This window comes from Halanaerobacter jeridensis, from assembly GCF_016908315.1.
Taxonomy (GTDB): domain Bacteria; phylum Bacillota; class Halanaerobiia; order Halobacteroidales; family Halobacteroidaceae; genus Halanaerobacter; species Halanaerobacter jeridensis.
The window spans coordinates 59,909-84,582 of sequence record NZ_JAFBDQ010000011.1 but is presented as its reverse complement, the minus strand read 5'-3'; the positions used below and the strand labels follow the sequence as shown (position 1 = coordinate 84,582).

General features: G+C 30.8%; 18 protein-coding genes. 1 reads left to right on the top strand and 17 read right to left on the bottom strand.

What is annotated here, in order from left to right; genetic code table 11:
• Window positions 1-75 precede the first annotated feature (75 nt).
• From JOC47_RS10870 to JOC47_RS10815, 12 genes are all read right to left on the bottom strand, one after another.
• Window positions 76-1,278, bottom strand: coding sequence for a hypothetical protein (locus JOC47_RS10870; RefSeq protein WP_204702100.1), 1,203 nt, complete (start codon window positions 1,276-1,278; stop codon window positions 76-78).
• A 55-nt stretch (window positions 1,279-1,333) separates the two neighbouring features.
• A complete protein-coding gene (locus JOC47_RS10865) occupies window positions 1,334-1,477 on the bottom strand; it encodes a hypothetical protein (RefSeq protein WP_204702099.1) in 144 nt (47 codons plus the stop codon).
• 24 nt (window positions 1,478-1,501) lie between these two features.
• Window positions 1,502-2,236: an outer membrane lipoprotein-sorting protein gene (locus JOC47_RS10860; RefSeq protein ID WP_204702098.1), complete on the bottom strand. Its 735-nt coding sequence runs from the start codon at window positions 2,234-2,236 to the stop codon at window positions 1,502-1,504.
• A gap of 11 nt (window positions 2,237-2,247) precedes the next feature.
• Window positions 2,248-4,059, bottom strand: coding sequence for a methyl-accepting chemotaxis protein (locus JOC47_RS10855; protein WP_204702097.1), 1,812 nt, complete (start codon window positions 4,057-4,059; stop codon window positions 2,248-2,250).
• 433 nt (window positions 4,060-4,492) lie between these two features.
• Complete coding sequence (uvrA, locus tag JOC47_RS10850; protein WP_204702096.1) at window positions 4,493-7,309, bottom strand: excinuclease ABC subunit UvrA; 2,817 nt, start codon at window positions 7,307-7,309, stop codon at window positions 4,493-4,495.
• A 147-nt stretch (window positions 7,310-7,456) separates the two neighbouring features.
• Complete coding sequence (locus tag JOC47_RS10845) at window positions 7,457-9,775, bottom strand: ATP-binding protein (protein WP_204702095.1); 2,319 nt, start codon at window positions 9,773-9,775, stop codon at window positions 7,457-7,459.
• A gap of 154 nt (window positions 9,776-9,929) precedes the next feature.
• Window positions 9,930-10,343: a type VII toxin-antitoxin system HepT family RNase toxin gene (hepT, locus tag JOC47_RS10840; RefSeq protein WP_204702094.1), complete on the bottom strand. Its 414-nt coding sequence runs from the start codon at window positions 10,341-10,343 to the stop codon at window positions 9,930-9,932.
• The gene (mntA, locus tag JOC47_RS10835) at window positions 10,336-10,749 is read right to left on the bottom strand and encodes a type VII toxin-antitoxin system MntA family adenylyltransferase antitoxin (RefSeq protein WP_204702093.1); all 414 of its coding nucleotides are present in this window, start codon (window positions 10,747-10,749) and stop codon (window positions 10,336-10,338) included. The genes hepT and mntA overlap by 8 nt, the downstream gene beginning before the upstream one ends.
• Window positions 10,750-11,132: 383 nt before the next feature.
• Window positions 11,133-14,222: an efflux RND transporter permease subunit gene (locus tag JOC47_RS10830; RefSeq protein WP_204702092.1), complete on the bottom strand. Its 3,090-nt coding sequence runs from the start codon at window positions 14,220-14,222 to the stop codon at window positions 11,133-11,135.
• Entirely contained in the window at window positions 14,222-15,493 is a 1,272-nt protein-coding gene (locus JOC47_RS10825) for an efflux RND transporter periplasmic adaptor subunit (protein ID WP_204702091.1), read from the bottom strand. The genes JOC47_RS10830 and JOC47_RS10825 overlap by 1 nt, the downstream gene beginning before the upstream one ends.
• Before the next feature lie 25 nt (window positions 15,494-15,518).
• Entirely contained in the window at window positions 15,519-16,799 is a 1,281-nt protein-coding gene (locus JOC47_RS10820; protein ID WP_204702090.1) for a TolC family protein, read from the bottom strand.
• A 36-nt stretch (window positions 16,800-16,835) separates the two neighbouring features.
• Window positions 16,836-17,429, bottom strand: coding sequence for a TetR/AcrR family transcriptional regulator (locus tag JOC47_RS10815; RefSeq protein ID WP_204702089.1), 594 nt, complete (start codon window positions 17,427-17,429; stop codon window positions 16,836-16,838).
• 232 nt (window positions 17,430-17,661) lie between these two features.
• On the opposite strand from JOC47_RS10815, the gene JOC47_RS10810 reads away from it, so the two are divergent.
• Complete coding sequence (locus tag JOC47_RS10810) at window positions 17,662-19,482, top strand: patatin-like phospholipase family protein (protein WP_204702088.1); 1,821 nt, start codon at window positions 17,662-17,664, stop codon at window positions 19,480-19,482.
• 233 nt (window positions 19,483-19,715) lie between these two features.
• Here JOC47_RS10810 and JOC47_RS10805 read toward each other — a convergent pair whose 3' ends face one another.
• The 5 genes from JOC47_RS10805 to JOC47_RS10785 all read right to left on the bottom strand — a co-directional run bounded on the left by JOC47_RS10805 (window position 19,716) and on the right by JOC47_RS10785 (window position 24,574).
• On the bottom strand, window positions 19,716-20,840 hold the full coding sequence (locus JOC47_RS10805; protein ID WP_204702087.1) for a S1C family serine protease: 1,125 nt from the start codon (window positions 20,838-20,840) through the stop codon (window positions 19,716-19,718).
• Between the two features lie 77 nt (window positions 20,841-20,917).
• The gene (locus JOC47_RS10800; protein WP_204702086.1) at window positions 20,918-21,175 is read right to left on the bottom strand and encodes a hypothetical protein; all 258 of its coding nucleotides are present in this window, start codon (window positions 21,173-21,175) and stop codon (window positions 20,918-20,920) included.
• A 387-nt stretch (window positions 21,176-21,562) separates the two neighbouring features.
• Window positions 21,563-21,844: a hypothetical protein gene (locus JOC47_RS10795; RefSeq protein WP_204702085.1), complete on the bottom strand. Its 282-nt coding sequence runs from the start codon at window positions 21,842-21,844 to the stop codon at window positions 21,563-21,565.
• A 260-nt stretch (window positions 21,845-22,104) separates the two neighbouring features.
• Window positions 22,105-23,898 (bottom strand): ATP-binding protein, encoded by a 1,794-nt coding sequence (locus JOC47_RS10790; RefSeq protein ID WP_204702084.1) that lies wholly within the window; start codon window positions 23,896-23,898, stop codon window positions 22,105-22,107.
• Window positions 23,888-24,574: a response regulator transcription factor gene (locus tag JOC47_RS10785; RefSeq protein WP_204702083.1), complete on the bottom strand. Its 687-nt coding sequence runs from the start codon at window positions 24,572-24,574 to the stop codon at window positions 23,888-23,890. The genes JOC47_RS10790 and JOC47_RS10785 overlap by 11 nt, the downstream gene beginning before the upstream one ends.
• Window positions 24,575-24,674 lie beyond the last annotated feature (100 nt).

The following is a 24,674-nucleotide window of genomic DNA, read 5'->3' as shown; positions in this document are numbered from 1 at the left end:
ATAAAAAAGAGGCTGCTAAGCCTCTTTTTTTAGTTACTTCTATTATATTTTAGCCTTATCTTTCGTTAAATTTAGTTAAAAGTCAACTTTCAATCTAGAATAAACTCTATCTTTACTAAACCAAGTCATTGGGTCTCCTTCTTCTTCAGCACCAAGCCAAGTTAATCCCAATTGTAATTGAGAAGATTTATTTAATTGATAATTAAACTGTGGTTCTAATGAGAAGCCATTATTACTGATATCATACATACTAGTCAATATAAATTCGTGCTTATTATTAATTGGATATTCAAAAATCCAATTCAAAGTAATTAGTTCATCATCTCCTTTTAAAATAGGGGCAGCATAAGTTAGTTGATTGGTCAAATACAAATTATTAGCTAATTTCATATCATGACCTATTACATAATAGCCTCCATCTAAATACTCTTCTTCACCAAAAATACTATAATTCATATCTATCCAAACATTTTGTTTTCCTACTTGTCCAATTGCACTAAATCCAATATTAGTTATCTCAGGATAAACATACTTGATTGGAATTTCATAATTTTCAACTACATCTAAAGCTTTACCTAGCATACCTTTAGTTAAATAACCGTTTGTTTTATTTGTTAAATTAGTAAGTTCCTGCGGTAAAGTTTCTTGAAAAAATTTTTTATCTAAAACAATCGTCTTTTCTGTAGTTTGAGATAACATCACAGAATAATCAAAACCTTTAACACCTCGTTTAGTAAATCTTAATCCTACCTGAGGGTTATCTAAAGGTTTATCATATTCAGGAGCCATCCAATTCTGTACTGTATTTTCATCTATATTAATCCCATAATTGCTCCAAGCATCTAGCAAAGCTTTAAAATTTGGATCTTGTATTAGCTGCTGATAAGTTTGAACACCAAATTCAGCTGCAGTACGCTTAGCAACATCATTCTCTTTTTCTAATCCCATCTTCTGTACTTTGCTTTCAGGAGTAACTACCAATGAAATTTCAGAACGATTAGGCAAATAATAATTAGCTTTAACTGCATTAATAGCCATTTTATCAAAAAAAGCTTTATAACCAGTCATATCATTAGGGTTAAATACATCATTAGGTTTAAATCTATATCCTGTTCCCCATCTAATAATTTGTTTTCCTACTCTAAAGTCAACATTTTTTGTGTAATAATCTAAATAACCTTGATCAATTTTAGCAATATTTTCACCATTATATTTCTGCTCCAATTGAGCTTTAACATATATATTTCCACTAAAACCTAATTCCTTTTCTAAAATCAAATTAAAAATATTACCGTTGAGTAAATTATTTTGATCTGAATTATTAAAGTACTCTTTATCTCCAGTATTTTTTTTCTTCTTCTAGAATCAAATCATTAATAAACTCTCCATGAATTTCTAAGTCTCCAGCAAAAGAATGCACAGTAAATGTTAATAATACTGCTACAGTTAATACTACTACATTTATTTTTTTCAACATTTTCAACTCCTCCTCAAATCTTTTTTATCTTTTCAGATATCTAACACTAAACAACATATCATTTAATTCGAGATTATATTTTACATTCGTAAATGTAATTTCAGTTTCCCGATTATTATTTAAATTAAGCAATACGCTCTTTTCTGGATAATATACCCCTTCAGTTTGATTAAATTTTTCAACTTGCCAAACTTTATACTTTTGCTTGCCACGATAAAATTCAATTTTTTCAGGTAGATATTTGTTAGTAATATGTAATAACAAATAATCATACTGATTCAAATCATTTTTAGGTTCTAGCCTTAATACAAAGTCTTTATCACTTTTTGCCTCAATAGCTGCTTGGAATTTCTGCTCATAATGTCCCTCAAACATATCTAATATTTCAAAATAATTATATTCTGTCTGTAAAAAACTACCTTTCTTTTGATTAACTGCTACTTTTCGCGCACCAATAGCTTGAATATAAAAATATAATTCTTCTCTGCTATCTTTATTTAATGCTAAAACTGCTGTACCTTCTTCTTCATTAGGAGCTAATACCTTAAATAAAGTATTAGTCTGCCCTGCAGTCTCTTTGCTGAAATATTCAACAATTTTATCACTACTATCTGTTTTAATCTTCAAATCCATTTCAGCCGTCTTAGGATTAACTTTCTTGTCTAATTTATTTAAAATTTGCTCTACATTTAAAGCATAAGTTAGACTAGAACTAAATACTAATAAGGCAATTAAAAAAACCACTACTTTTTTCTTCATTTTTTCCCCTCCTAAAAATCAAAATTATTAATAGTTTTTTCTAATTTTTCAGCCATTATTGCTAAATCACTAGCTGAACTTTCCATTTTTTCTGAAATTTGATCCACTTTTTTAGATGTTTCTTTAATTTCTTCACTCTCATAGACCAAATCTTGACTAACCTCTGATGAATGCTGTATATTAACTGAAGTTTCTTCGATAGAATTACTGATTTCCACAAAAATCTCTCCAGTTTCTTTTGCTTCTTTTCTTCCTATTTCTGTTTTAGACTTTACTTCATCAATTGCTTCCAAACTATTCTTACTTTGCTTGTAAGTTTCTTCTACTAAATCTTCTATCTTTTCGGTTGCTCCAGTAGTATCTTCAGCCAAACTGCGAATTTCTTGAGCTACAACAGCAAAACCTTGTCCAGCTTCTCTAGCTTTAGCAGCTTCAATACTAGCATTTAAAGCTAATAAATTGGTCTGTTTTGCTATACTATTTATAATTTCTAAAATATTAGAAATTTCACCTGAAATATCATTTAAATTATTTATTTTACTTTGGCTTCTAATAACTGACTTATTTATTTCTTCCATTTTGCTAATAGTTCTATTAATATTCGCTTCCCCAACTTGAGTTTTCGAATTAGTTTCCTGCGCTAAAGCAGTTACTTCCTCATTATTAGAAGAAACTTCTTCTATCCCACTATACAAACTTTCTAAATTTTTTCGTGTATTTTCTACTATATGACCACTTTCTTGCGATACTACTGATAAGTCTTGACTATGATGAGATAACTCTTCAATTTGAGCATACAAGTCACTAACTATATTTTTTAAATCCTGTTTCATTTTATTTAAAGAACTTTCTAATTCTCCAATCTCATCATCACTTTCTTGAGTAATAGAATCAGTATTTAAATTTCCTTTAGCAAGCTCTTTAGCAAAATCAACTACTTTTAATATTCTCTCACTTATATAATTTGAAAGTAGCAAAGAAATAACTACTGCTAAAATAATTACACTGATAATAATTATAATCGAAAAAATCTGAGTCTTTCTTATGTTTTTATAGGCTACTTTGGTAGGCAAATGAACAGCAACTCCCCACCTTGTGTTATTAATTTTTTTATAGTTCACTAATTCAGTAGTTCCATCTATTTCTATCTCTTTGGTCTGTTCTTGCTTATTATTTACTTTAGTAAAAATAGGGTATTTAATATCTATCTTTTCTTCATTTAAATGCAACAATATATCACCCTGAGTTGAGATTAAATAATTCTCCCCATTTTGATTTACATTTTTAAAAATCGACTTAATAAAAGCTAAATTAACTTTAGCCCCCACATAGCCTACTACTTTTTCTTCTTGCCTAATTGGATAAGTCAAAATAGTTATTTGATTATTAAATTTATTATATTTTTTTCCACTGTTATTAAAATATTTGTTTTCTAATCTCCCTTTATTTTCGAGAGTTGAATATATCAGTTTATACTTTTGATTAGTAATAAAAATCTCATCAATACTTTGATAATTAGAAATAATATTTTTAAACATACCGTCCTGCCAAGCAATAGCATTAGGATTAACAGATTTAACAGTATCAATATTTCTAATAGTTTTTAAAATAGTTTCAACTCCATTTAAAGTTGTTTCAATTCTAGCCTTTACATTTTGGGCTATATTCTCATTCTTCTTATAAATATTCCCCCTAGTATTATCTAGAGAATTAGTTGTAAAAAAATAAGAGGCTATTAAAACAGGAATTACAATTGAAATGCCTATTACCAAGCTTAACTTTTTCCATAATTTCATATTTGTTTTCATAATGTTTAAATCCACAAGTCCAACCTCCTCAAGTTGATCATTAGTTCCATCTGCAAATATTTTCATTTTATTTTAAAATAATTTATTTAATATCATTTTCCACCATCAACAACCAAAAAAATTACTACCTTTAGGATAAAGTAGTAATTTTTTATCTTATTTCTAAATATATACTAATATTATATTAAAAAAATCAAAATATGTCAAATATAGTAACAAAAATAATTATTTTATAGTTACTAATGATAAAAAAGTGATTTCTAATTTCTGCATTATCAGACCTCCATTTATATTAAATTTTATTATTAACCTACTTCAAAATTACTATTTATTTATATTATACTAAAATTATACATTTTTATCATTTCTTTTGATTATATAGTGATATCTTCCTGATGTCAACTATTAATAAAAAAAGTCGCCGGGTATCCCAGCGACTTTTTTTAATCTATTTATTTAAAATTTTCTTTAAAAAGGTTCCAGTATATGATTTTTCTACCTCCGTTATTTCTTCAGGGGTTCCAGTAGCTACTACTTCGCCCCCATTATCGCCACCTTCTGGTCCTAAATCAATAATATGGTCGGCTGATTTAATCACATCCAGGTCATGTTCAATGACTAAGACTGTATTACCGCCTTCTTTTAGCTGCTGTAAAACACTTAATAGTTTATTCACATCTTCAAAATGAAGTCCAGTAGTCGGTTCATCTAAAATATAAATGGTATTGCCAGTACTTCTCTTACTCAATTCGGAAGCTAACTTAACTCGCTGAGCTTCTCCTCCTGATAAAGTAGTAGACGGCTGACCTAATTTCATATAACTTAACCCTACATCATATAGTGTCTGTAATCTTCTTTTAATCTTAGGAATATTCTCAAAGAATTCTAGTGCCTCTTCTACTGTCATATCCAATACATCAGCGATTGTTTCTCCTTTATATTTAACATCAAGAGTTTCTTGATTATAACGCTGACCATTACATGCTTCACACGGCACATAAACATCGGCTAAGAAATGCATCTCAATGGTAATCGTTCCTTGCCCTTTACATTCTTCACAGCGTCCCCCTTTAACGTTAAAACTAAAGCGTCCCTTTTGATAACCTCGTTCTCTAGCTAAAGGAGTTTCGGAAAACACTTCTCTAATATAGTCAAATACTTTAGTATAAGTCGCTGGATTAGAACGTGGTGTTTTACCAATCGGCGACTGGTCAATATTAACTATTTTATCTAGATTATCGAGCCCTACTATCTCATCATGCTCACCTGGTCTGCGATTTGAACTATAATATTCATTCATTAATCGCTGGCGTAAAGTCTCCTCAATTAAAGTACTTTTACCTGAACCAGATACTCCCGTCACACAAGTGAAAACACCTAAAGGAATCTTAACATCAATATCTTTAAGGTTATGCTCCCGAGCCCCTTTGATCTCTAAATATTCATCTTTAGGTTCTGTTCTTTCTTCCGGTACTTTAATTTTTTTCTCTCCCGATAGATATTTTCCAGTCAAAGATTCATCAGCGCTTTTAATATTATCTAAGTCACCTTGAGCTATTATTTTGCCACCATGGCGACCAGCTCTTGGGCCAATGTCAACAATATGGTCAGCTGATTTGATGGTCTCCTCATCATGTTCTACTACCAACACAGTATTACCTACATCTCTCAACTCTTCTAAAGTTGCAATTAATCGTTTATTATCACGCTGATGAAGACCAATACTTGGCTCATCAAGAATATAAATTACACCTACTAAGCTCGAACCAATCTGTGTTGCCAATCTAATCCGCTGTGATTCTCCTCCTGATAAGGTTCCAGCAGAACGATTCAAAGTTAAATAACTTAAACCCACATTTAATAGAAATTCAAGCCGCGACCTGATCTCTTTTAAAATCTCTTTTCCAATAATTTTCTTTTGACCTTCTAACTCTAAATCTACAAAAAACTGATGCGAATCTTCAATTGACATATCTACTATTTCAGAAATTGATTTATCTCCTACCGTAACAGCTAAACTTTTAGGGTTTAATCTATGCCCTCCACAATTAGGACAGTGGCGAATTGTCATATACTTTTCTAATTTCTTTTTGGTGCGATCTGAATTACTCTTCCGATAGCGGTCATTAAATATATTGACTAATCCTTCAAACTGTTTTTCATGCATCCTTGTCCGTCCCTTACGATTAGTATATCTGAATTCTACAGTTCCACGATCACCATACAATAAAGCTTCAACAAATTCAGAATCAACATCCTTAAGCGGCTGAGCAGGGTCAACATCATATTTATCTGCTAAACCTTGAACCATTGTTGGATAATACCTACTTTTAGAATTCTGCCAGGGGACAACTGCACCATCATTTAATGGTTTCTCCATATCTAGCAATAAATCGGGATCAAATTCACGTTTACTCCCTAAACCATCACAAGTATCACAAGCACCATAGGGACTATTAAATGAAAACATCCTTGGCGATAATTCTTCTAAGCTAACCCCACAATCTGGGCAAGCAAAATGTTCACTAAATAATAAATCATCTCCATCTATAATATCAACAATTACTAGACCATGCCCTAAGTCCAAAGCAGTTTGAATTGAATCCGCTAACCGAGAACGAATTCCATCTTTCATAATTAAACGGTCAACAACTACTTCTATAGTATGCTTTTTATTCTTATCTAAATTAATCTCTTCTTCAACATCCCTAATTTCTCCATCAATTTTAGCTCTAACATAACCTTCTTTTTGAATTTGAGCTAAAATATCTTCATGTTCTCCTTTACGCCCGCGCACCATCGGTGATAGTACTTGGAATTTAGTTCTTTCTTCTAATTCCAAAACCTGTTCAACTATATCTTGTACCTGCTGCGAGGTTATTTCTCGTCCACATTCAGGACAGTGTGGCGTTCCTACTCGTGCATATAACAAACGCAAATAGTCATATATCTCTGTGACTGTCCCTACTGTAGAACGAGGATTTTTACTCGTCGTTTTTTGGTCAATAGAAATAGAAGGCGATAATCCTTCTATATATTCTACTTTAGGTTTCTCCATTTGTCCTAAAAACTGCCGCGCATAAGAAGAAAGAGATTCTACATACCTCCGTTGTCCTTCTGCATAAATAGTATCAAAAGCTAAGGATGACTTTCCAGAACCACTAACTCCTGTAATTACAACCAATTCATCGCGGGGGATTTCAACATCTAGGTTTTGCAAATTATGCTCTTCAGCACCTTTTACTATAATTTTATCTTGCTTCATTTCAATGGTCACCTCTTATAATTTAAATAGTACTCTAAAATCATTATTAGATCCACGATCCTAAACTCAACTCTACACTTAATACAATGAAATTTCAATCACTAGATAAGCACTAGTTATTATATCAGTAACAATTATCAATTGCAACTACTTAGTATCAAGATCAGCAAATTCTAATTCTATCATTTCAAATAAATCTTCAGGCTGTTTATCTTTAACTTCTGATGTAGCAATTTTTGTAATTGGCAGTTCAATTATAAATTTACTACCTTCTCCAAGTGTACTCTCAACTCTTATTTGCCCCTCATGCATTTCTACTAAAGATTTAACAAGAGACAAGCCAATTCCACTACCTTCATGGCTTCTTGTAAAAGACTTATTGACCTGTCTAAATTGTTGGAAAATAGTTTCCTGTTGTGTTTCTGGAATACCTACTCCAGTATCTGCAACACTAATAATCATCTTATTATCTCTTTTCTTAAGACCAACTGTAATTCTATCTCCTTCATCAGTAAACTTAACTGCATTAGAAATCAAGTTTAACATAATCCGCTCTAAGCTGAAGAAATCACAAGCCATTATTTGAGTTTCTAATTCTGTATTAAAAGACAAGTGACGATTTTTATTCTCTACATAGTCCTGAACTGATAAAGTAATATTTCTTATCAAAGCTACTAGGTCATAATTATTATAATTCAGTTCAAAGGAATTAGCATTTATCCGCGTAAGATCTACTAAGTTATTAACTAATCTCAATAACCGATAACTATTTTGTTTAATCAGTTTAGTATATCTTTTTAAGTTCAAGTTGGAAGAGGATTGAGAATTATTCTCTTCAGCAAATTCTAGCATTTGCAAAGATGATAATATCAAATTTAACGGTGTCTTAAACTCATGCGATAGATTTGCAAAAAACTGTGTCTTTAGTTTATTATATTCTAATTCCTCTTGTAATAATCTTTGTTCTGTAATATCAGTTCCTGAATTAAGAATACCTTGCACTTTACCTTGGTCATCCTTTAGTACTGTACAATTCCAAATAATAATTCTTTCTTCACCTTGAGCATTAACTACAGTAGTTTCAAAATTACTTATTAATTCTTTTTCACCTGTTAATAATTGTTTAGCATGTTCTTTAGCCTCTTCTTTTTCTTCTTCAGAAACAAAATTATCTATTATATTTTGTCCTTTTATCTCTTTTTTGGCTAAACCTAATATTTGAGCTCCTTTATCATTAATTAATTTAACTTGATTATTCCTATCAATTACTACAAACATAACTTCCGTAATGTTTAAATATTTTTCTAATTTATTTTTTTCTTTTTCTAATTCTTTATTACTTTGGTTAATTTTTATTATCTTACTATGCAATTTATCTTTCATTTTATTTAAAGCAGTAGCTAATTGTCCAATTTCATCCTCAGATTCTACATTTAAATACGGAGTATTAAAATTTTCAGCCGCTAAATTTTGAGCAAAGATAGTAGCTTTGGGAATAGGCTTTAATGATTGATAAATCAAATAATAAAGAAAAAGTGATAATAAAATCACTGCTAAAATTCCTAAGCCAATCATATTTTTAGTTAAATCATTCACTTTCGCTAAAGCTTCTTGTTTATCAATGGACATTACAATCTGCCATTGCCCTGTGTCTACTGTCGCTGAAACCCAAAACTTATCGTTTCTTTGCCCTAATGAATTTCCTTGTTCAAAATCAAAGTCAACTGTTAACTGCTCACAATTATGCCCTAAAAATTTTTCTTGCTTCGAAGTAGCAATTATTCTATCATTAGGACTAATTAAATAAAATTCAGATGTAGAAAAAGAATTTAAACTATGCAAGTAATTTTGAATTTGCTCTAAACTACGGTCAATCGCTGCAATTCCTTTAAACTGATTGTCAATAATAATCGGCGCAGAATAGCTAACCATCATTGTCCCTTGATAATTAAAAGGATCAGTAATAGTTAGCTCTTTTGTTTTTTTAGGTTGCTGATAAAATTGCTTATCTAGCCCCATTACTTTAGTAAGTAATACTTCCTGCTGCCCAGTACTTTTACGCACTACATAGGGCATAAAACGCCCTGTGGAATTAAGAGCTTTCTTTATTTTTGCCATATCTTTATTATCTTGACCATCAGCATTCGGCTCATAACAATAAGCCGCTCCTAATACTTGCGAATGTTCATCTAAAATATCAAATAGATAATCTACACTTTCTTTTCGCTTGCCAAAACCAGCTAACTTTTGATAGTTAACCATCATCTGTAGCAATGAGACCATATGATGATTTTGAGCATCAATTTTAAAAGCAATATTATTAATGCTTTTATTCATCTGCTCTTTAACTTTAGTAATTTGAACTGTTCTAAAATTATAAATCAAAAAAGAAAAAATAATAAACAAAATCAATAAAATTGCGCCACCAGTTTTAATAGTTATCTCTCTTTTTATAGTTTTTTTCAATATTAAACACCAATCCTAATCTTTTTTTGTTTTTCCTTTAAATTATATAATCTTATTACTTATTATAAAGGTTAATTCGATTCTTGTCCAAAATTTTCTAACTGAGACATAAAAAAATAACCCGTTAAAAACGGGTTAAAATTTATGTAAGTATTTAATTTATATATTCACGGTACCAATTAAATAGTATCTCTATATCTTTCAAATTATTAGTTAAAATCTGATAAATGACTTTATCATCTACAGTTGCATAGTCATGAACAATCACATTTCTGAATTTAGACATTTTAATATATTGCTCTACATTTCTTTTTATTATATCATTCTCTGCTAAAATTCTGATAATATCTGCATTAGTATCTGCGGTACCTAATCTTTCATCGCTAATAATATGATTTCCAATATCAAGACAAGATTCTATAGCTAATTGTAATGTTCTTTCTACAAAACGTTTGATTAATTTATCATTTTGATATTTAACAAATTTAATGTTTTGATATTCCTTTAAATCATTAATATATTCCTCCAATTTCAATAATCTACTCCTAACCAAATCTTTATCAACCATTTAAAAACCCCTTTCCCAATTCTTCTTCATATTTATCATAAAAGTATTTCATATCCAAATATTCACTAACTGCTTTACTTTCTTCTCTAACTCTTAATTTATTATTTTTTCCTAAAATTAATTCACCTTTAATAATCTGATGTTTTAATCTCAAATCAGCATTAGAAAAAATAATAATATCAACTTCTCTATCTAATAATTCCTCTAAATCAACAGCAACTTCTAATTTTAAATTAAATTTTTCCATTTTATTTAATTCACGATTCACCATCAGTGATAAATCAATATCACTGTTTTTACTAAAAGTTCCTCGGGCTAAAGAACCAAATAAATAAACAGCTATTATATTCTTATTTTTAGCACAATATTCTTTAATAATTTTTTTGACATTACTTTTATCTATCATGAGCTATCACGTCCATAATAATTTAAGTTTAATTATATTATATCATTAAATAAAAAGCTATCCAAATCCAAAGTCACAAATTATAATCCGCTAAATGATAAAAAAGGTGTTAGCTAGAATTGATTCTAACTAACACCTTGCTATAATCACTCTATTTAAAGCTCATTAAGTGCCTCCGATTTTTGCTCACAAAACTCTTCGTGTCGTCCTAGACACTCTGCTTAGAGCTAATTAAGTGCGCAAGCTACATGCTTTGGTTTTCGCTTGGTTGCTGTGGTTCTATTCTAAGTGCTCACTATCTTTTGTCCCTCCGGGTTTTTAAAAGACGAAAAACCCTCCGTGTCGCCCTAGGCACTTATTTTATTGCACATTAAGTGCGCAATCTATATACTCTCATTATTGCTTGGTTGCTGTGGTTCTTCTCCATGCAGCAACTTACGGAAGAATCCGGATACTACTGCTGATAGGTCTTCCATAATATCATAAATAACTGGTACAATTACCAAAGTCAAGAATGTAGCAAGTAATAGACCACCGATTACTACAATCGCCATTGCCTGCTGCATTTCTGCTCCGGCTCCGATTCCTAATGCTAAAGGTACCATAGCAAGCATAGTAGTCGAAGCTGTCATCAATACGGGTCGTAATCGAATGGGACCCGCATTTAGAATTGCTTCTTCACGATCTTCAAACTCACGTCGGGTATTAATGTAATCCACTAATACAATACCATTATTTACAACGATACCGACTAACATAATGATACCAATGAACCCATTAATACTTAGTGGTATTCCAGTTACTACTAAGGCTGTAATTGCTCCGATTAATGAAATAGGTACTGTAAACATAATTACAAAAGGATGAACTAATGATTCAAACTGAGCAGCCATGACCATGTAAACTAATACTATTGCCATTATCATTGCTTGCCCTAGCTCTTGGAATGATTCTCTCATATCACCAGCATCACCTTTGTAATTAATACTATATCCTTCTGGTAAATCCATCTTACCTAGTTTTGTTTTAATATCTTCTAGTACAGCACCTAAACTACGCTGATAAGTATCTGTACCAATAGTAAATTTACGTTCTTGTTCTTCACGTTCAATAGCATTTGGCCCAGTAGCATATCTCATATCAGCTATTTGACTTAGAGGAACGACTCCTCCCTGTGGAGAATTGATTTTAATATTTAATAACTGATTGATGGAATTACTTTCTTCATCAAATAACTTCAATCTAATATCATACTCTTCTCCATCTTCTTTATATTTACTGACATCTGAACCATCAACTGCAGTATCAATAGTAGAGAATAACTGCTGTTTAGTAATCCCCATTTCTTTAGCTAAATTTTCGCGAGGAATAATCTCTAATTCTGGCTTACTAGCTTTAGGTGTAATCGCAATATTTCTTGTGCCCTCTGTATTTTCCACTTTAGTTTCAATTTCATTCGCTAAATTCAATAAAGTATCTAAATCAAGACCTTTAACATTAATAGTAATTGCTCCCCCACCTTTGCCTTGACGTCCCATCATTGAAGTTTGTGGCACAACATTAATCTTGGCCCCTGCTAAATCATTTAATTTAGTTCTAATAACCTCAGCTACTTTAGTGACTCCACGCTCTCTTTTAGCTAAATCTACTAAATCAACCTCTATTTCTCCTTCATAACTATTATTATTGGAACCTACTTCACTAGAAATATCTTTTATTTCAGGAATTTCATTAATATTATCTTTAGCGTTCATAACAAACTGATTAGTCTTATCTAATTGAGTTCCTTGGGCCAATTCAAAGTAGACATTTACTTTCCCCCGGTCTGACTTAGGGAAGAACTCTGTCTGCAGTGGAATATATCCTTTGATCAACCCAAATCCAAATAAGACTAAAATAACAATTAAAGAACCTGCTATTAAATAACGACGATTTAAACACCAACATAAAATACTTTTATAAGTTTTAGTTACTTTACCTTGTTTATTCTTCTCTTCATCAATTTCTACTCGCAGTAGTTTAGATGATAACATTGGAATAAATGTTAAAGCAACTAATAATGACGCTAATAAAGAAAAGGCTATTGTTTTAGACATTGGTGTGAATATTTCACCAGCAATACCATCAACAAAAATCATTGGTAAAAATACAATTACTGTTGTCATCGTCGAAGCAAAAATAGCCATTCCTACTTCTGCTGCTCCTTCTTTAGCAGCTTGGATCCGCCCCAGTCCTTCGTGATGATGACGATAAATATTCTCTAAAACTACCACCGAGTTATCGAGTAACATACCAATACCTAAACTTAATCCACCTAAGGTTAAGTTATTTAGACTTAAATCACCAAAATACATCATTCCTAAAGTAGCAATTACAGATGTCGGTATAGCAGTTGAAATAACTACTGTTGTTCTAACATTTCTTAAGAATAAGAATAAAATTATAACTGCTAAAATACCACCTGTCATAAAGTTTTGCTGCACACTAGCAATTGAATCTTTAATAAACTCTGATGAATCAGAGATCACTTTAACATCAATATTACCAGGGACATTTTGTTTTAATTCTTCAACACGTTTTTTAACTGCATCAGCAACTTCTACAGTATTAGCATCATTCTGCTTTTTAACCCCTAAAGTAATACTTCTTTTTCCATTCAAATAACTATACTGAGCAATTTCTGAATGAGTGTCTCTAACTACAGCTACATCAGATAAATTTATCTGTCTGCCGTTAGCAGTTATTAATTGAATATTTCTAATTTCTTCTACACTATCAAATTCTCCTTTTCCTTTGACAGTTAACTCTTTAACACCATCATTTATTTCTCCTACACTCATATCTAAATTAGAACTTTTAATGCCCGAAGAAATATCATTAAAAGTTAACCCATAAGCATTCATTTTTTCTTGCTTAACTCTAATTTGAATTTCACGACTTAGTTCACCTTTCATATCTACCGAAGCCACACCAGATATAGTTTCTAACTGAGTTTGAAATTTATCTTCAGCTAAATCTTTTAAATAGGTTAAATTAGGACCAGATAAAGCAATTTTAACGACTGGTCGATTAGCCGGGTCAAACTGCATAATTACTGGCTCATCTGCACCATCTGGCAGTGCATCTTTAACCATATCTATTTTATCTCTTACATCAGCTTTAGCATTATCTACATCAATATCCCAATTAAACTCTAAGAAAATTGTAGACATATTTTCTCTACTAGTCGAACTAATTGTATCTAAACCTTCTACAGTAGCAACTGTTTCCTCTAAAGTTTTAGTGACTGAATCCTCTACTTCTTCGGGGGTAGCACCATTATATTGCGTTTGGACTACTACAAATGGCAGTTCTAATTCTGGCATTAACTGCACTCCTAATTCTGTAAAACCTACTGCTCCAATTAATACCACCAATAGTACGAACATTGTAATAGCAATGGGCCGATCAACTGAAAAATCAGAGAGCTTCATTATTGCCCACCTCCTCCAACGACTCTTACATCATATCCATCTGTAACTCTTTCTGCACCAACAGTAATTACTTTATCTCCATTATCTAAACCTGATAAAATTTCTACTTCACTGGCTGTAGTTAATCCAGTAGTAACTTCTTCTTTCACTGCTTTATTAGCTTCTACTTTAAACACATAAGCACTACCATTCTCTCTAAGTAAGGATTGTTTAGGAATTACTAAATTACCGCTACTACGCTGAGTTTCTATTTTGATTTCAGCATACATCCCCGATTTAATTAGCTGTCCACTATTATTAACTTTAATCTTAATTGCAAATCCTTTTTCACGTTGATTTAAAGTCGGACTAATATTTTTAATTCGTCCCTTTAATTTATTAGCTAATGCATTGAAATCAACTTCTACTTGTTGTCCTAATTCTAATTTGTTTACATTGTTTTCACTAACATACGTTTGAATTTCAATTGTACTTAAATCTACAATAGACACTACTGGCTGTGTTCCCACCATTTCTCCTTCTTCAGTATTTACTTCAGCTACTAAACCGGAAAAAGGAGCCGTGATTTTAGTTTTAGCTAAATTTAATTTAGCTGTATCTAACTGTGCTTGAGCTTGCTTAACCTGGGCCCGCTGAGTTTTAATTTGCTCTTTAGTTGGCCCAGCTTGAGCCATTTTTAAAGATTCTTGAACAGATTTATAACTGTTTTTAGCACTAATATATTTAGTCTTAATACCTTCAAACTGCTGCTTAGAAATCACTTCTTTATCATATAATCTTTGATAGCGTTCATAATCACTCTCAGCTTGCTCGTAATTTGCTTTTGCCTGTTCAACTTGCGCTTTTAATTTATCAATTTCCTCTTCGCGTGCTCCTGCCATCATTTCTTCTAACCCTGCTTGAGCTGTTTCTAAACCTGCTCTAGCTACATTTATATTAGCTTTAATATCTTCCTGATCTAGCTGCACTAAAGTTGCTCCCTTTTGAACTCGGTCACCTGTATCTACTAAAACTTTATCTACTGTTTCTTGTAATTGCGGAGTTAATTGAGCTGATTTAATTGCTTCTGAAGTACCAGTTACAGTAATATGATTAACTATCTCTCCAGTATCAGCTTTAATAACTTCTACTGGAATCCCGTTATTTTCTTGCGTTTTTTCTTTTGAGGACTTACTTGCTTCTTCTCCTTTAGAGCCACAGCCTGTGAAAATACCAGCTGTTAATCCAATTACTAAAGCAATTACTATTATGTTCTTATAATATTTATTCATGCTATCTCCTCCCAAATTTTAATTTTTAATTTAGCTCTTCGATCTTTCCCATAGCTTTATTTAATTCAGCCACTGCTAAATTATAGTCATAAATCGCCTGATAATACTGCATCTTAACTTGCTGATAACTAGTCTGCACATTTAATAAATCCAGACTAGTAATTAAACCTTCTTTAAATTTGAATTCATTATCATCTAAATTTTCTTCAGCCTGCTTTAGATTCAATTTGCTTAATTTAATTCTATCTCTTGCTGCTCTAAGATTTAATAAAGAATTTTTTATTGCCAATTTAATATCATCTTTAGTCTGTTTTTCGTCTATTTTTACTTTTTCTAACTCTTTTTCTTTCTGCTTAATCTTATCTTGGTCTCGACCACCATTAAATATATTATAACTAATACTCAATGTAGTCTGCCAATTACCATCCACAGACAAGTGGTCATCTGTTGCTTCATAACCTGCTAGTAAGTTAACATCAGGATAGATATCTCGATTTTTCTTACTCTGTAAATCAAGCTCTGCAGTTTCTTTCTGTAATTTTAATAGTTTAAAAGCAACTTTATTATTCAAAGCATAATCATAAACTTCATCTAATTTGAATTTTTTCTGCTCCCAACTCAAACTATCAGTAATAGTTAAGTTTTTATCATCTGCTAAATTCAAAGTATTCTTCAAAGCTAATTTAGCAGTTTCTAAATTATTCTCTGCTACTAATTTTTCTTGTTGGGCTTGATTATAACTAACCTTAGCTTGCAAAAGATCTGTCTTAGTATGAGTCCCTACTTCCTTATTAGCTCTAGCAACTTCTACATAACGCTTGTTTTGCTTTAACTGTTGTTCTCGCACATTGAGCATCTTCTTAGCTTTTAATACATTATAATACTGCTTTAAAACTTGATAAGTAATTTCTTCCTTCTTTTGTTCTAAATTCAACTTAGTCATCTGTAACCTATTCTTCATCATCTGATAATTGATTCTCAACTCGCCACCTAAAAATAATGGCTGCTTCAAATCCAAACTAACATTATAGCTATCATTAGAAGAAACACCTGCTCCTAACTGACGTTTATTTTCAAAACGAGTATAGGAAGTCCCTAAATCTATAGTAGGATAAAAAGCTCCTTCTGCTTCTTCTAACTGAGCCTGGGTCTTCTCAATTTCTTTTCTCAGTTTTTGAATTTCAGAATTTTGTTTTAATGCTAGTTCAACTGCTTTTTCTTTATTGATTTCTTGATTAGCAAATCCAACAGTAGAAAAACTAATTATTAATATTACTAGCAAAGCATAAATCAATTTCCGCTTCATTAAAACTCCTCCTTTATTAAATTTATTTTACTCTAACTATGCCTTAATCCCATTACATAAAATATCTAATACCAAATCAACTTTTGCCTCTATATCTTTTAACTTATATGCATGAGGATTATAACTACCAAAAATAGAGCCTAAAATAAAGTTAGCTACTTCCTCTTGGTTTATATCTTCTTTAATTTCTCCATTTTTTTGTCCAACTTTAATTATCTCAGCTAAATAGTCAACTGCTTCATTCCTTAATTTATACATTTCATTATAAAAGTATTCACCAGGATTAACTGAACATTCTTGAATCATTTTAGCTGTTTCTTTTCCATTCTTAAAGAATTCTAAATATAATCTAATTACGGATTCAATCTTGTCTATACTACTTTGATGTTCCGCATTTAATTTCTTCTTTAATTGAGTATTAAGAGATTCTAATTCAGAAACTATAATTCCCCAAAACAACTGTTCCTTACTATCAAAGTACCAATAAACCGTGCCTTTGGCTACTTCAGCTTCATCAGCTATCTCAGAGACAGCAGTATCATGATACCCCTGTTCTGAAAATAATTTTATAGCAGCTTGAATAACCTTTTCTTTTTTGCTTTGATTTTTTTGCTCTGTTTTCTGCTCCATAGAAGAAAGCTCCTTTCTGCGCTTATTGTCTGACTAGTCAGTTTGACCGTGTAGTCAATATATTATCAAATCTTTACCTCAAAGTCAACAATTTTACTTTATAACTAGTTATTTTTGTTTACTATCCTAATTGACAGGGGTTTAGCAATCTTATATAATGAAAGTAGAATTAATATTAATGCTTAAATATCATTATAAATTCTCTCAATAAGAAAAGGGTGACCTCTATAAGATGAAACAAAAATTTATCTGTTTAGTAATTTTATTGGCATTAGTATTATTAAATTTTCAATCTGTTTTAGCGGCAGAAACTGTGCATCTCAATGATGAAGCATACTTAATTGAAGATTATCAGAGATTCCAATCTCTTGAATCTCCTACTGTTGCTGTTGCCTTAAGCGGAGGTGGAGCCAGAGCTTTAGTCAATATTGGTGTTCTTAAAGCATTAATTGAAGAACAAGTCCCTATTGATTTAGTGACTGGTACTAGCATGGGCTCTATCATTGGCACAATGTATGGTAGCGGTCTATCCATTGAACAAATTGAAGACATTGCTTCTAAAAATCCTTTTGCTAAATTATTTAATCTAAATTTCACTTCTAATAAGTCTTTATTAAAAACTGCTCAGGTAAATAAATTCATTGAAGAAATTGCTCCTTATAAAAAATTGGAAGATTTTCCTACGCCAACTGCTCTACTGAGTTTTGATTTAACTTCAGGGAATAAATACTTAACTACTACTGGTCAGATTTCAAAAGTAATTCAAAGTTCATATTCTATTCCTCATTATTTCCCTCCCTATCAAAAAGATAATCATTATTTAATTGACCCGGGAATTGTAGAAATGTCACCTGCTAAATCTGCTAAAATATTGGGAGCTGATTTTGTAATTGCTACTACTGCTTTCGATAAATTACCATATAAAAAATATAATACTCCAAGTCGCTCTATCGGCCGCTTTGTTAACTTAATGCAGCAGCAAAATGCTAACAAAATACTAAATCAGTATGCTGATATTGTGATTAATCATGATGTGAGCAACTATTCTTTTATGGATTTCACTCAAGCTCAAAAACTAATTGATATCGGTTATAAAACAACTATGGCTAAAATGCCAACTATTAAAAAGCAGTTGCACGCAAATAAAATCAAGATTAATTATCAAGAAAATCGCAAAATGATAGATTTAACAGACGAATTTGAGCTATTGCGTAATGATCGTTTAATAAATAATTCCTTAGTACTTAATCCTATCTTTCATACAGGAAAAGAGACTAATTTTTTAACTCACAACATATTAACAACTTATTTCAAACAAGCTGAATATGGATTTCAGTTAGAAGATGGTCAGTTAGAAAGCAAAGTCTTAACTACTAATAATGAAGCCCAAGATATTGACATTCAATTAAGATGGAAACAATTATCACCTAGTACCGACTTCTTTTTTAAATCAAAATTTGAAGTTAATAACAACAGTTATAGTGACTTTAGAACTGAAATTAAATACTATCAAAACAAGAATAATTATTCACTAGGGGTAGGAAACATCGGTCACAATCCTTTCTTATATGCAGGTAGTCAGTATGAGTTTGGACCACCACGCGAAAAAACTCAAGGAGAAGTAAATGCTGTGATTTCTAAAGAGAATGACTTAACAGCTATTTTTTCTCAAGAAACCATCTATAACCTTAGTGATATCTGGCAAATAAAACCTAAAGTAGTATTTAATAATACTAAAATAATTCCTTCACCTCTAATCTATCGTGGTGATTCAGTACAAGAAGATACTAAACTACAAGCAGGTATCGACTTTATTTATAATCATGATTTCATTGACCCTATTGAGTTAAATGTCTTACAGTTAACTAATATTCGCATTTATACCTTTATTGATTATAAAGATACATTTGAAAATTCTTATACTTATGGTTTAGGAAATAAAACAGACTTTAACTTATTAGGATTAAAACCAATTGATATCGAAGCATATATTGCTTATGATAATCACACTGAAAATATTAAATCTTTAGTTAAACTCGATTATCAATTTTAATCTATATAAAGTGGCACTATCGTGCCACTAGCTAGTAGATAAAAGCTAGTAGCTAGTAGTAAATTCAAAACTAAAAAACAGTTCATAGCTAGAAATTATTGAATACTAGGTTAATGTTTTAGGTTTTGAATTTAATTTTAGGTTTTTAACTATTAGCTCTTAGCTACTAGCTTCTAACTATGTAATTTAAAAAGAGCTCTTACGAAATCGTAAGAGCTCTTAGCTACAAAATATTATCTTTTAGAAGGCATCTCTCCTAACTCTATTGTGACTGGTGTTAGACTGCCATTTTTATTATTTAATACTAATAACTCAACCTTATCACCTATATCTTTAGAATCGATTATTTCTTTTAATTCCTTCATACTAGTTACTTCTTTATGTCCTGCTTCTACTATAATATCTCCTTTTTCTAAACCGGATTTGTGAGCTGGGCTATCAAGAATTGTTCTAACTATTAAGACACCTTTAGACTGCGGTATATTATAATAATTAGCTAATTTATCTGTTAATTTAGTACCATAAATTCCTAACCATGGTCGTTTAACTTTTCCATATTTAATTAAATCATCAATTACTGTTTTAGCTTTGTTAATTGGAATGGCAAATCCAATTCCTTGCGCATTCCCCATAATAGCAGTATTAATAGCAATTACTTCTCCTTGACTATTTAATAATGGTCCACCACTATTACCCGGATTGATTGAAACATCTGTTTGGATTAATCCCTCTAAAATCCTTTGATTTCCTGGCTGCTTACCAATATTAATACTTCTATTTAAAGCACTTACTACACCTGTAGTTACAGTATTTCTAAATTCTACATCATAAGGACTACCGATGGCTATTGCTAACTGACCAGGCTTTAATTCACTTGAATCTCCTAAGGGGGCTACAGGCAAATCTTCTGCTTCAACTTTTAAAACTGCTAAATCATTTCTCCAATCTTCCCCCATTACTTCTGCTTCTAATTCTCGTCCATCAGATAATAAAACTTTAATTTTATCAGCATTATTAACTACATGATGGTTAGTTAAAATATAACCTTCTTTATCAATAATAATTCCAGAACCTAATCCTTTACGTTGTTGAGGTACAGGGACAAAAAACTGTTGCTCAGAATTTATAACTTGCTTTGTAACTACACTTACTACTGCTGGTCCAACATCTTCTACAACATTTGTAACTGCTTGTTCTTGCGGAACAATTACTTGTTTTTTATTTTCCTTTCTCTGTTGCACTTCTTTATCCTGCTGCCAAAATGCACTAACTGTAGGATTAACCACTAAACTCTCTGCAGCTAAAATAGTCACTAATATCAAAATGCTAGTTAGTACTAATTTTTTCTTATTTCTCATTTTATCCCTCCTCAATTAATAGCAATTAAATAAATTAATCCTCTTATTATTAACTATAAACTATTAGCATTTATTTTTCAACTACCCACTATTAATCGGGTACCACTTTTACTGATCAAAACTATCTTTTGGTCGTTATAAGCCGACTGCCAATATTCAATTTTAAAGATCTGAGCATTTAATAGCTCAGATAAACTACAATTGAAGGGACGTATTTCTATATTAGCACCTTTAGCAATTAGTTTTTGCAAATCTTCTTGTATCTTAGCCTTTGAAATACTAAACTCTACATTTTCATCAAAAAACATACCTGGTTGAAAAAATTCTACTTTCATTTTATTTCCCTTCCTTTCTCATTCTTCAATTAAAATTATACTCTTGATTTGTGAGAAAAGTTTGAGAGAAAAATAAAATCTATATAAAGTGTAATTTCGAGATACCTGAGCAAGCATTTCTTCGTTCAAAAATTTAGAATGATTCGTCTAAAATTCATTCAAGCAAAATCAATTTATCTTAATTTAAATTTAAATTAAGATAACAAAATTATTTTGCATTCATTTCATTAAGACTCATTAACATTCTAAATTTAATGCCACTACGAAAAACTTGCTCAGGTATCTAATGACAGTTTTACTTTAATAGTGTAAGCAGGGACTGTCTTATCAAGTTAGTTTTGTTTTAATTACAAGATTTTAATTGTACTGACTCTTAACTATTACCTTCTAGCTATAATTTTGCGGTATTTTAAAGCTGATTCCTAAATCGATAAATACAGCTAAAATAGCTAAACTAATTAATGCTTCATAAATGTTAAGCCCATGGATTCCTGTTCCAGCTAATAATCTAATAATTCCTACTAATATAATTAATCCCCACGGTAATTTATTTTTAAAATTATAACCAATTATAATTCCTGTGGTGCCGAAAAAAATTAATGATGCTAAAATAGATACAGGTAAATAACTCTTCAATCGTGTAATTAAGATAAAAAAATCAGTTCCCAAACTTAATGCTACTGCTCCTAACAAAAAAACGATTGTCTTTTGCTGAGAACTTGAAAAATTCAGTTCAATCTCCTCCCCTATAATTTTAATATTAAACCTATTACTAACTGTATTATTTAATTACAATAATCGTTAATATATAATTTAATGTAAAATACTTACAATTAAATTATACTATAGATTTACATATAATGGAAGGAGAATTCTGTTTTTATTATAAGAAAACCGCCAGTTTTAATTAAAACTGGCGGTGGCAAAAATTAATATTTTTTTGGTAAATAAAACCCAAAGGTAGATCCTTCACCTAACTGACTATTAACAAATACTTTTCCTTGATGCTGCTCTATAATCTGTTTAACAATTGACAATCCCAAACCACTTCCTTTTTTCTTGCCGGGAGTTCTTGCTTTATCGACTTTATAAAATCTCTTCCAAATATCCTGCAATTCATCTTGAGGAATCCCAGGACCTTCATCACTAACCCAAATTTTAATGCTATCACTCTCTTCAGTAACCCCTAACGTCACCAAAGTATCTGGTGGTGAATACTTATAGGCATTATCTAATAGATTCAATAGTACTTGTTTAATCTTTTCGCGGTCTAAACTATAATTAAAATCAGTACTTAAAAATTCCAAATTCAACCGTTCATCTTCTTTCGAAAACTGCTTAGTGAAAATATTTTTTACTTCAATTAAAAATCCCTTTAAACTTACTTCTTCTCTATTTAAATTAACTCCATTAGTATTTAACTCTGCTAAATCAAGAATTTCTTCTACCATATTTGATAAGCGTTCTGTTTCATCTAAAATTATATCTAAATATTCATCTTCTCTTTCTTTATCTTGAACAACTCCATCTACTAAAACTTCAGCCGAACCTTTAATCGAAGATAAAGGAGATTTTAACTCATGAGACACATTAGCCACAAAATTTTGCTGCAGTTTTTCAAATCTCCATCTTTCGCTGATATCATTGAATAAAGCTACTACTGCCCATAATTGATCATTATCTAAATAGATTGGAGCATAATTAATTAGTATTCGACGCTCTAAACCATTATTAGTTACAGTAAATTCACCATGTTCTGCTTCTCCTGTCTGTAGTACTTTTTTAAATCCATCTTTAATTTCTTGATTTGGCACTGCTGCTGTCAATTTCTTTTCACTTAAGTTATTTTCTAAATTTAAAAGATTTTGTAAGGATTGATTAAATAAAATAATTTTTTCTTCTTCATCAACTACTAAGACTCCTTCTTCCATACCTGTTAAAACATATTTTAATTTATTACGTTCTTGGGTTAAGTCATCAATAGTCACTTTCAACTTTTTAGCTAAATAATTCATACTTTCAGATAAACTACCTATTTCACTGTCATCTTCTATATTAATTCGTTTATCAAAATTACCTTCACTCATCTGTATAGCAATATCACTCATCTTTTTTAACTTACTTGAAAGATCTTTGGCCCAGGTATAAGAAACTATTAACGCTAATATAATTGCTAATAATAAAGAATAAGCCATTATTTTTTGAATTTGAGCAATGGTCGAATTAATTCCTGAAACAGAGCTAAAAATTAATAACCCAGCTTCTACTTTATTAGAACCTGAATAATTCATTGGTAACCCTACTAACATCATTGCTTCATCAAAACGGGAGCTTTCTACTCGTTTAGAAATTGTATAGCCATTTAATACTTTTTCTACTTCAAAAGAAGTTATCTGTTCTTCTTTTGAAATTGAACTAGAAGGGTCAGATAAGATAACATAACCATTATTAGTTACTAACCAGGCATGACCTGAATTCAATTCGGCTATTAATTTAATCCATTTCTGGGTTGTCTTTAGATCACCTTGGGCCAAAGCTTGAGCTAAAGAACGAGCTAAAACCTGGCTCTCATTAATTATTTCTTGAGTCTTCTCTTTAAAATAAAAATTCTTAACAAAGTACGTTATTGCAAAGCCAGAAATGATTACAATAATTAACACAATCGCTAAAAACCTAAATAATAATCGATTAAATAGCACATTATCTCCTAAGTTAAACTTCAAATTTATAGCCTACCCCCCACACTGTCTCAATATAATTCCTTACAGGATCTCCCAACTTTTGACGCAGTGATTTAATGTGAGTATCTACTGTCCGATCATCACCATAATAATCATAACCCCACACTTTATTTAATAATTTTTCACGGGAAAAGACCTGCCGTGGAGATGAAGCAAGTGTTAATAGTAAATCAAATTCTTTAGGAGTTAGAGAAATTTCTTCTCCTTTAACTTCTACACTTCTATAACTTTTACTTATCTCTAATTCTGGAAAACTTAATATTTTTTGCTCACTACTCTCTTTTTCTTCTGAACTACTACGCCTTAAAACAGCTTTAACTCGCGATACAACTTCTTTAGGACTAAAGGGTTTAGTTACATAATCATCTGCTCCTAACTCCAAGCCCATAATCTTATCTGTATCTTTAGTTTTAGCACTCAGCATAATAATTGGTATATCATTTTCTGGTCTTAATTCTTGGCAAATTTCCCATCCATCCATCTCTGGTAACATAATATCTAAAATAATTAAATCAGGTACTTCGGATTCAATTTTCTTTAATCCATCTTGCCCACTATTAGCTGTTACAACATCAAAGTCTTCATAGACTAAATATTCTTTTAAAATTTTACAAATATTTTGATCATCATCTATAATCAATACTTTTCTACTAGCCATATTTTTCCTCCTAAAAAGTAATGAAATGAAGTTCACTCTTTATATTGTGTAAATTCTTTTACTTGTAGTATATCATACTTTTAAATTTTTCTACAACTAA

Excerpts from the sequence above, each read along its gene's own strand:
- JOC47_RS10865 (WP_204702099.1), bottom strand. The coding sequence starts at position 1,477 with ATGTTGAAAAAAATAAATGTAGTAGTATTAACTGTAGCAGTATTATTA.
- JOC47_RS10860 (WP_204702098.1), bottom strand. The coding sequence starts at position 2,236 with ATGAAGAAAAAAGTAGTGGTTTTTTTAATTGCCTTATTAGTATTTAGT.
- uvrA (WP_204702096.1), bottom strand. The coding sequence starts at position 7,309 with ATGAAGCAAGATAAAATTATAGTAAAAGGTGCTGAAGAGCATAATTTG.
- hepT (WP_204702094.1), bottom strand. The coding sequence starts at position 10,343 with ATGGTTGATAAAGATTTGGTTAGGAGTAGATTATTGAAATTGGAGGAA.
- mntA (WP_204702093.1), bottom strand. The coding sequence starts at position 10,749 with ATGATAGATAAAAGTAATGTCAAAAAAATTATTAAAGAATATTGTGCT.
- JOC47_RS10830 (WP_204702092.1), bottom strand. The coding sequence starts at position 14,222 with ATGAAGCTCTCTGATTTTTCAGTTGATCGGCCCATTGCTATTACAATG.
- JOC47_RS10825 (WP_204702091.1), bottom strand. The coding sequence starts at position 15,493 with ATGAATAAATATTATAAGAACATAATAGTAATTGCTTTAGTAATTGGA.
- JOC47_RS10820 (WP_204702090.1), bottom strand. The coding sequence starts at position 16,799 with ATGAAGCGGAAATTGATTTATGCTTTGCTAGTAATATTAATAATTAGT.
- JOC47_RS10815 (WP_204702089.1), bottom strand. The coding sequence starts at position 17,429 with ATGGAGCAGAAAACAGAGCAAAAAAATCAAAGCAAAAAAGAAAAGGTT.
- JOC47_RS10810 (WP_204702088.1), top strand. The coding sequence starts at position 17,662 with ATGAAACAAAAATTTATCTGTTTAGTAATTTTATTGGCATTAGTATTA.
- JOC47_RS10805 (WP_204702087.1), bottom strand. The coding sequence starts at position 20,840 with ATGAGAAATAAGAAAAAATTAGTACTAACTAGCATTTTGATATTAGTG.
- JOC47_RS10800 (WP_204702086.1), bottom strand. The coding sequence starts at position 21,175 with ATGAAAGTAGAATTTTTTCAACCAGGTATGTTTTTTGATGAAAATGTA.
- JOC47_RS10785 (WP_204702083.1), bottom strand. The coding sequence starts at position 24,574 with ATGGCTAGTAGAAAAGTATTGATTATAGATGATGATCAAAATATTTGT.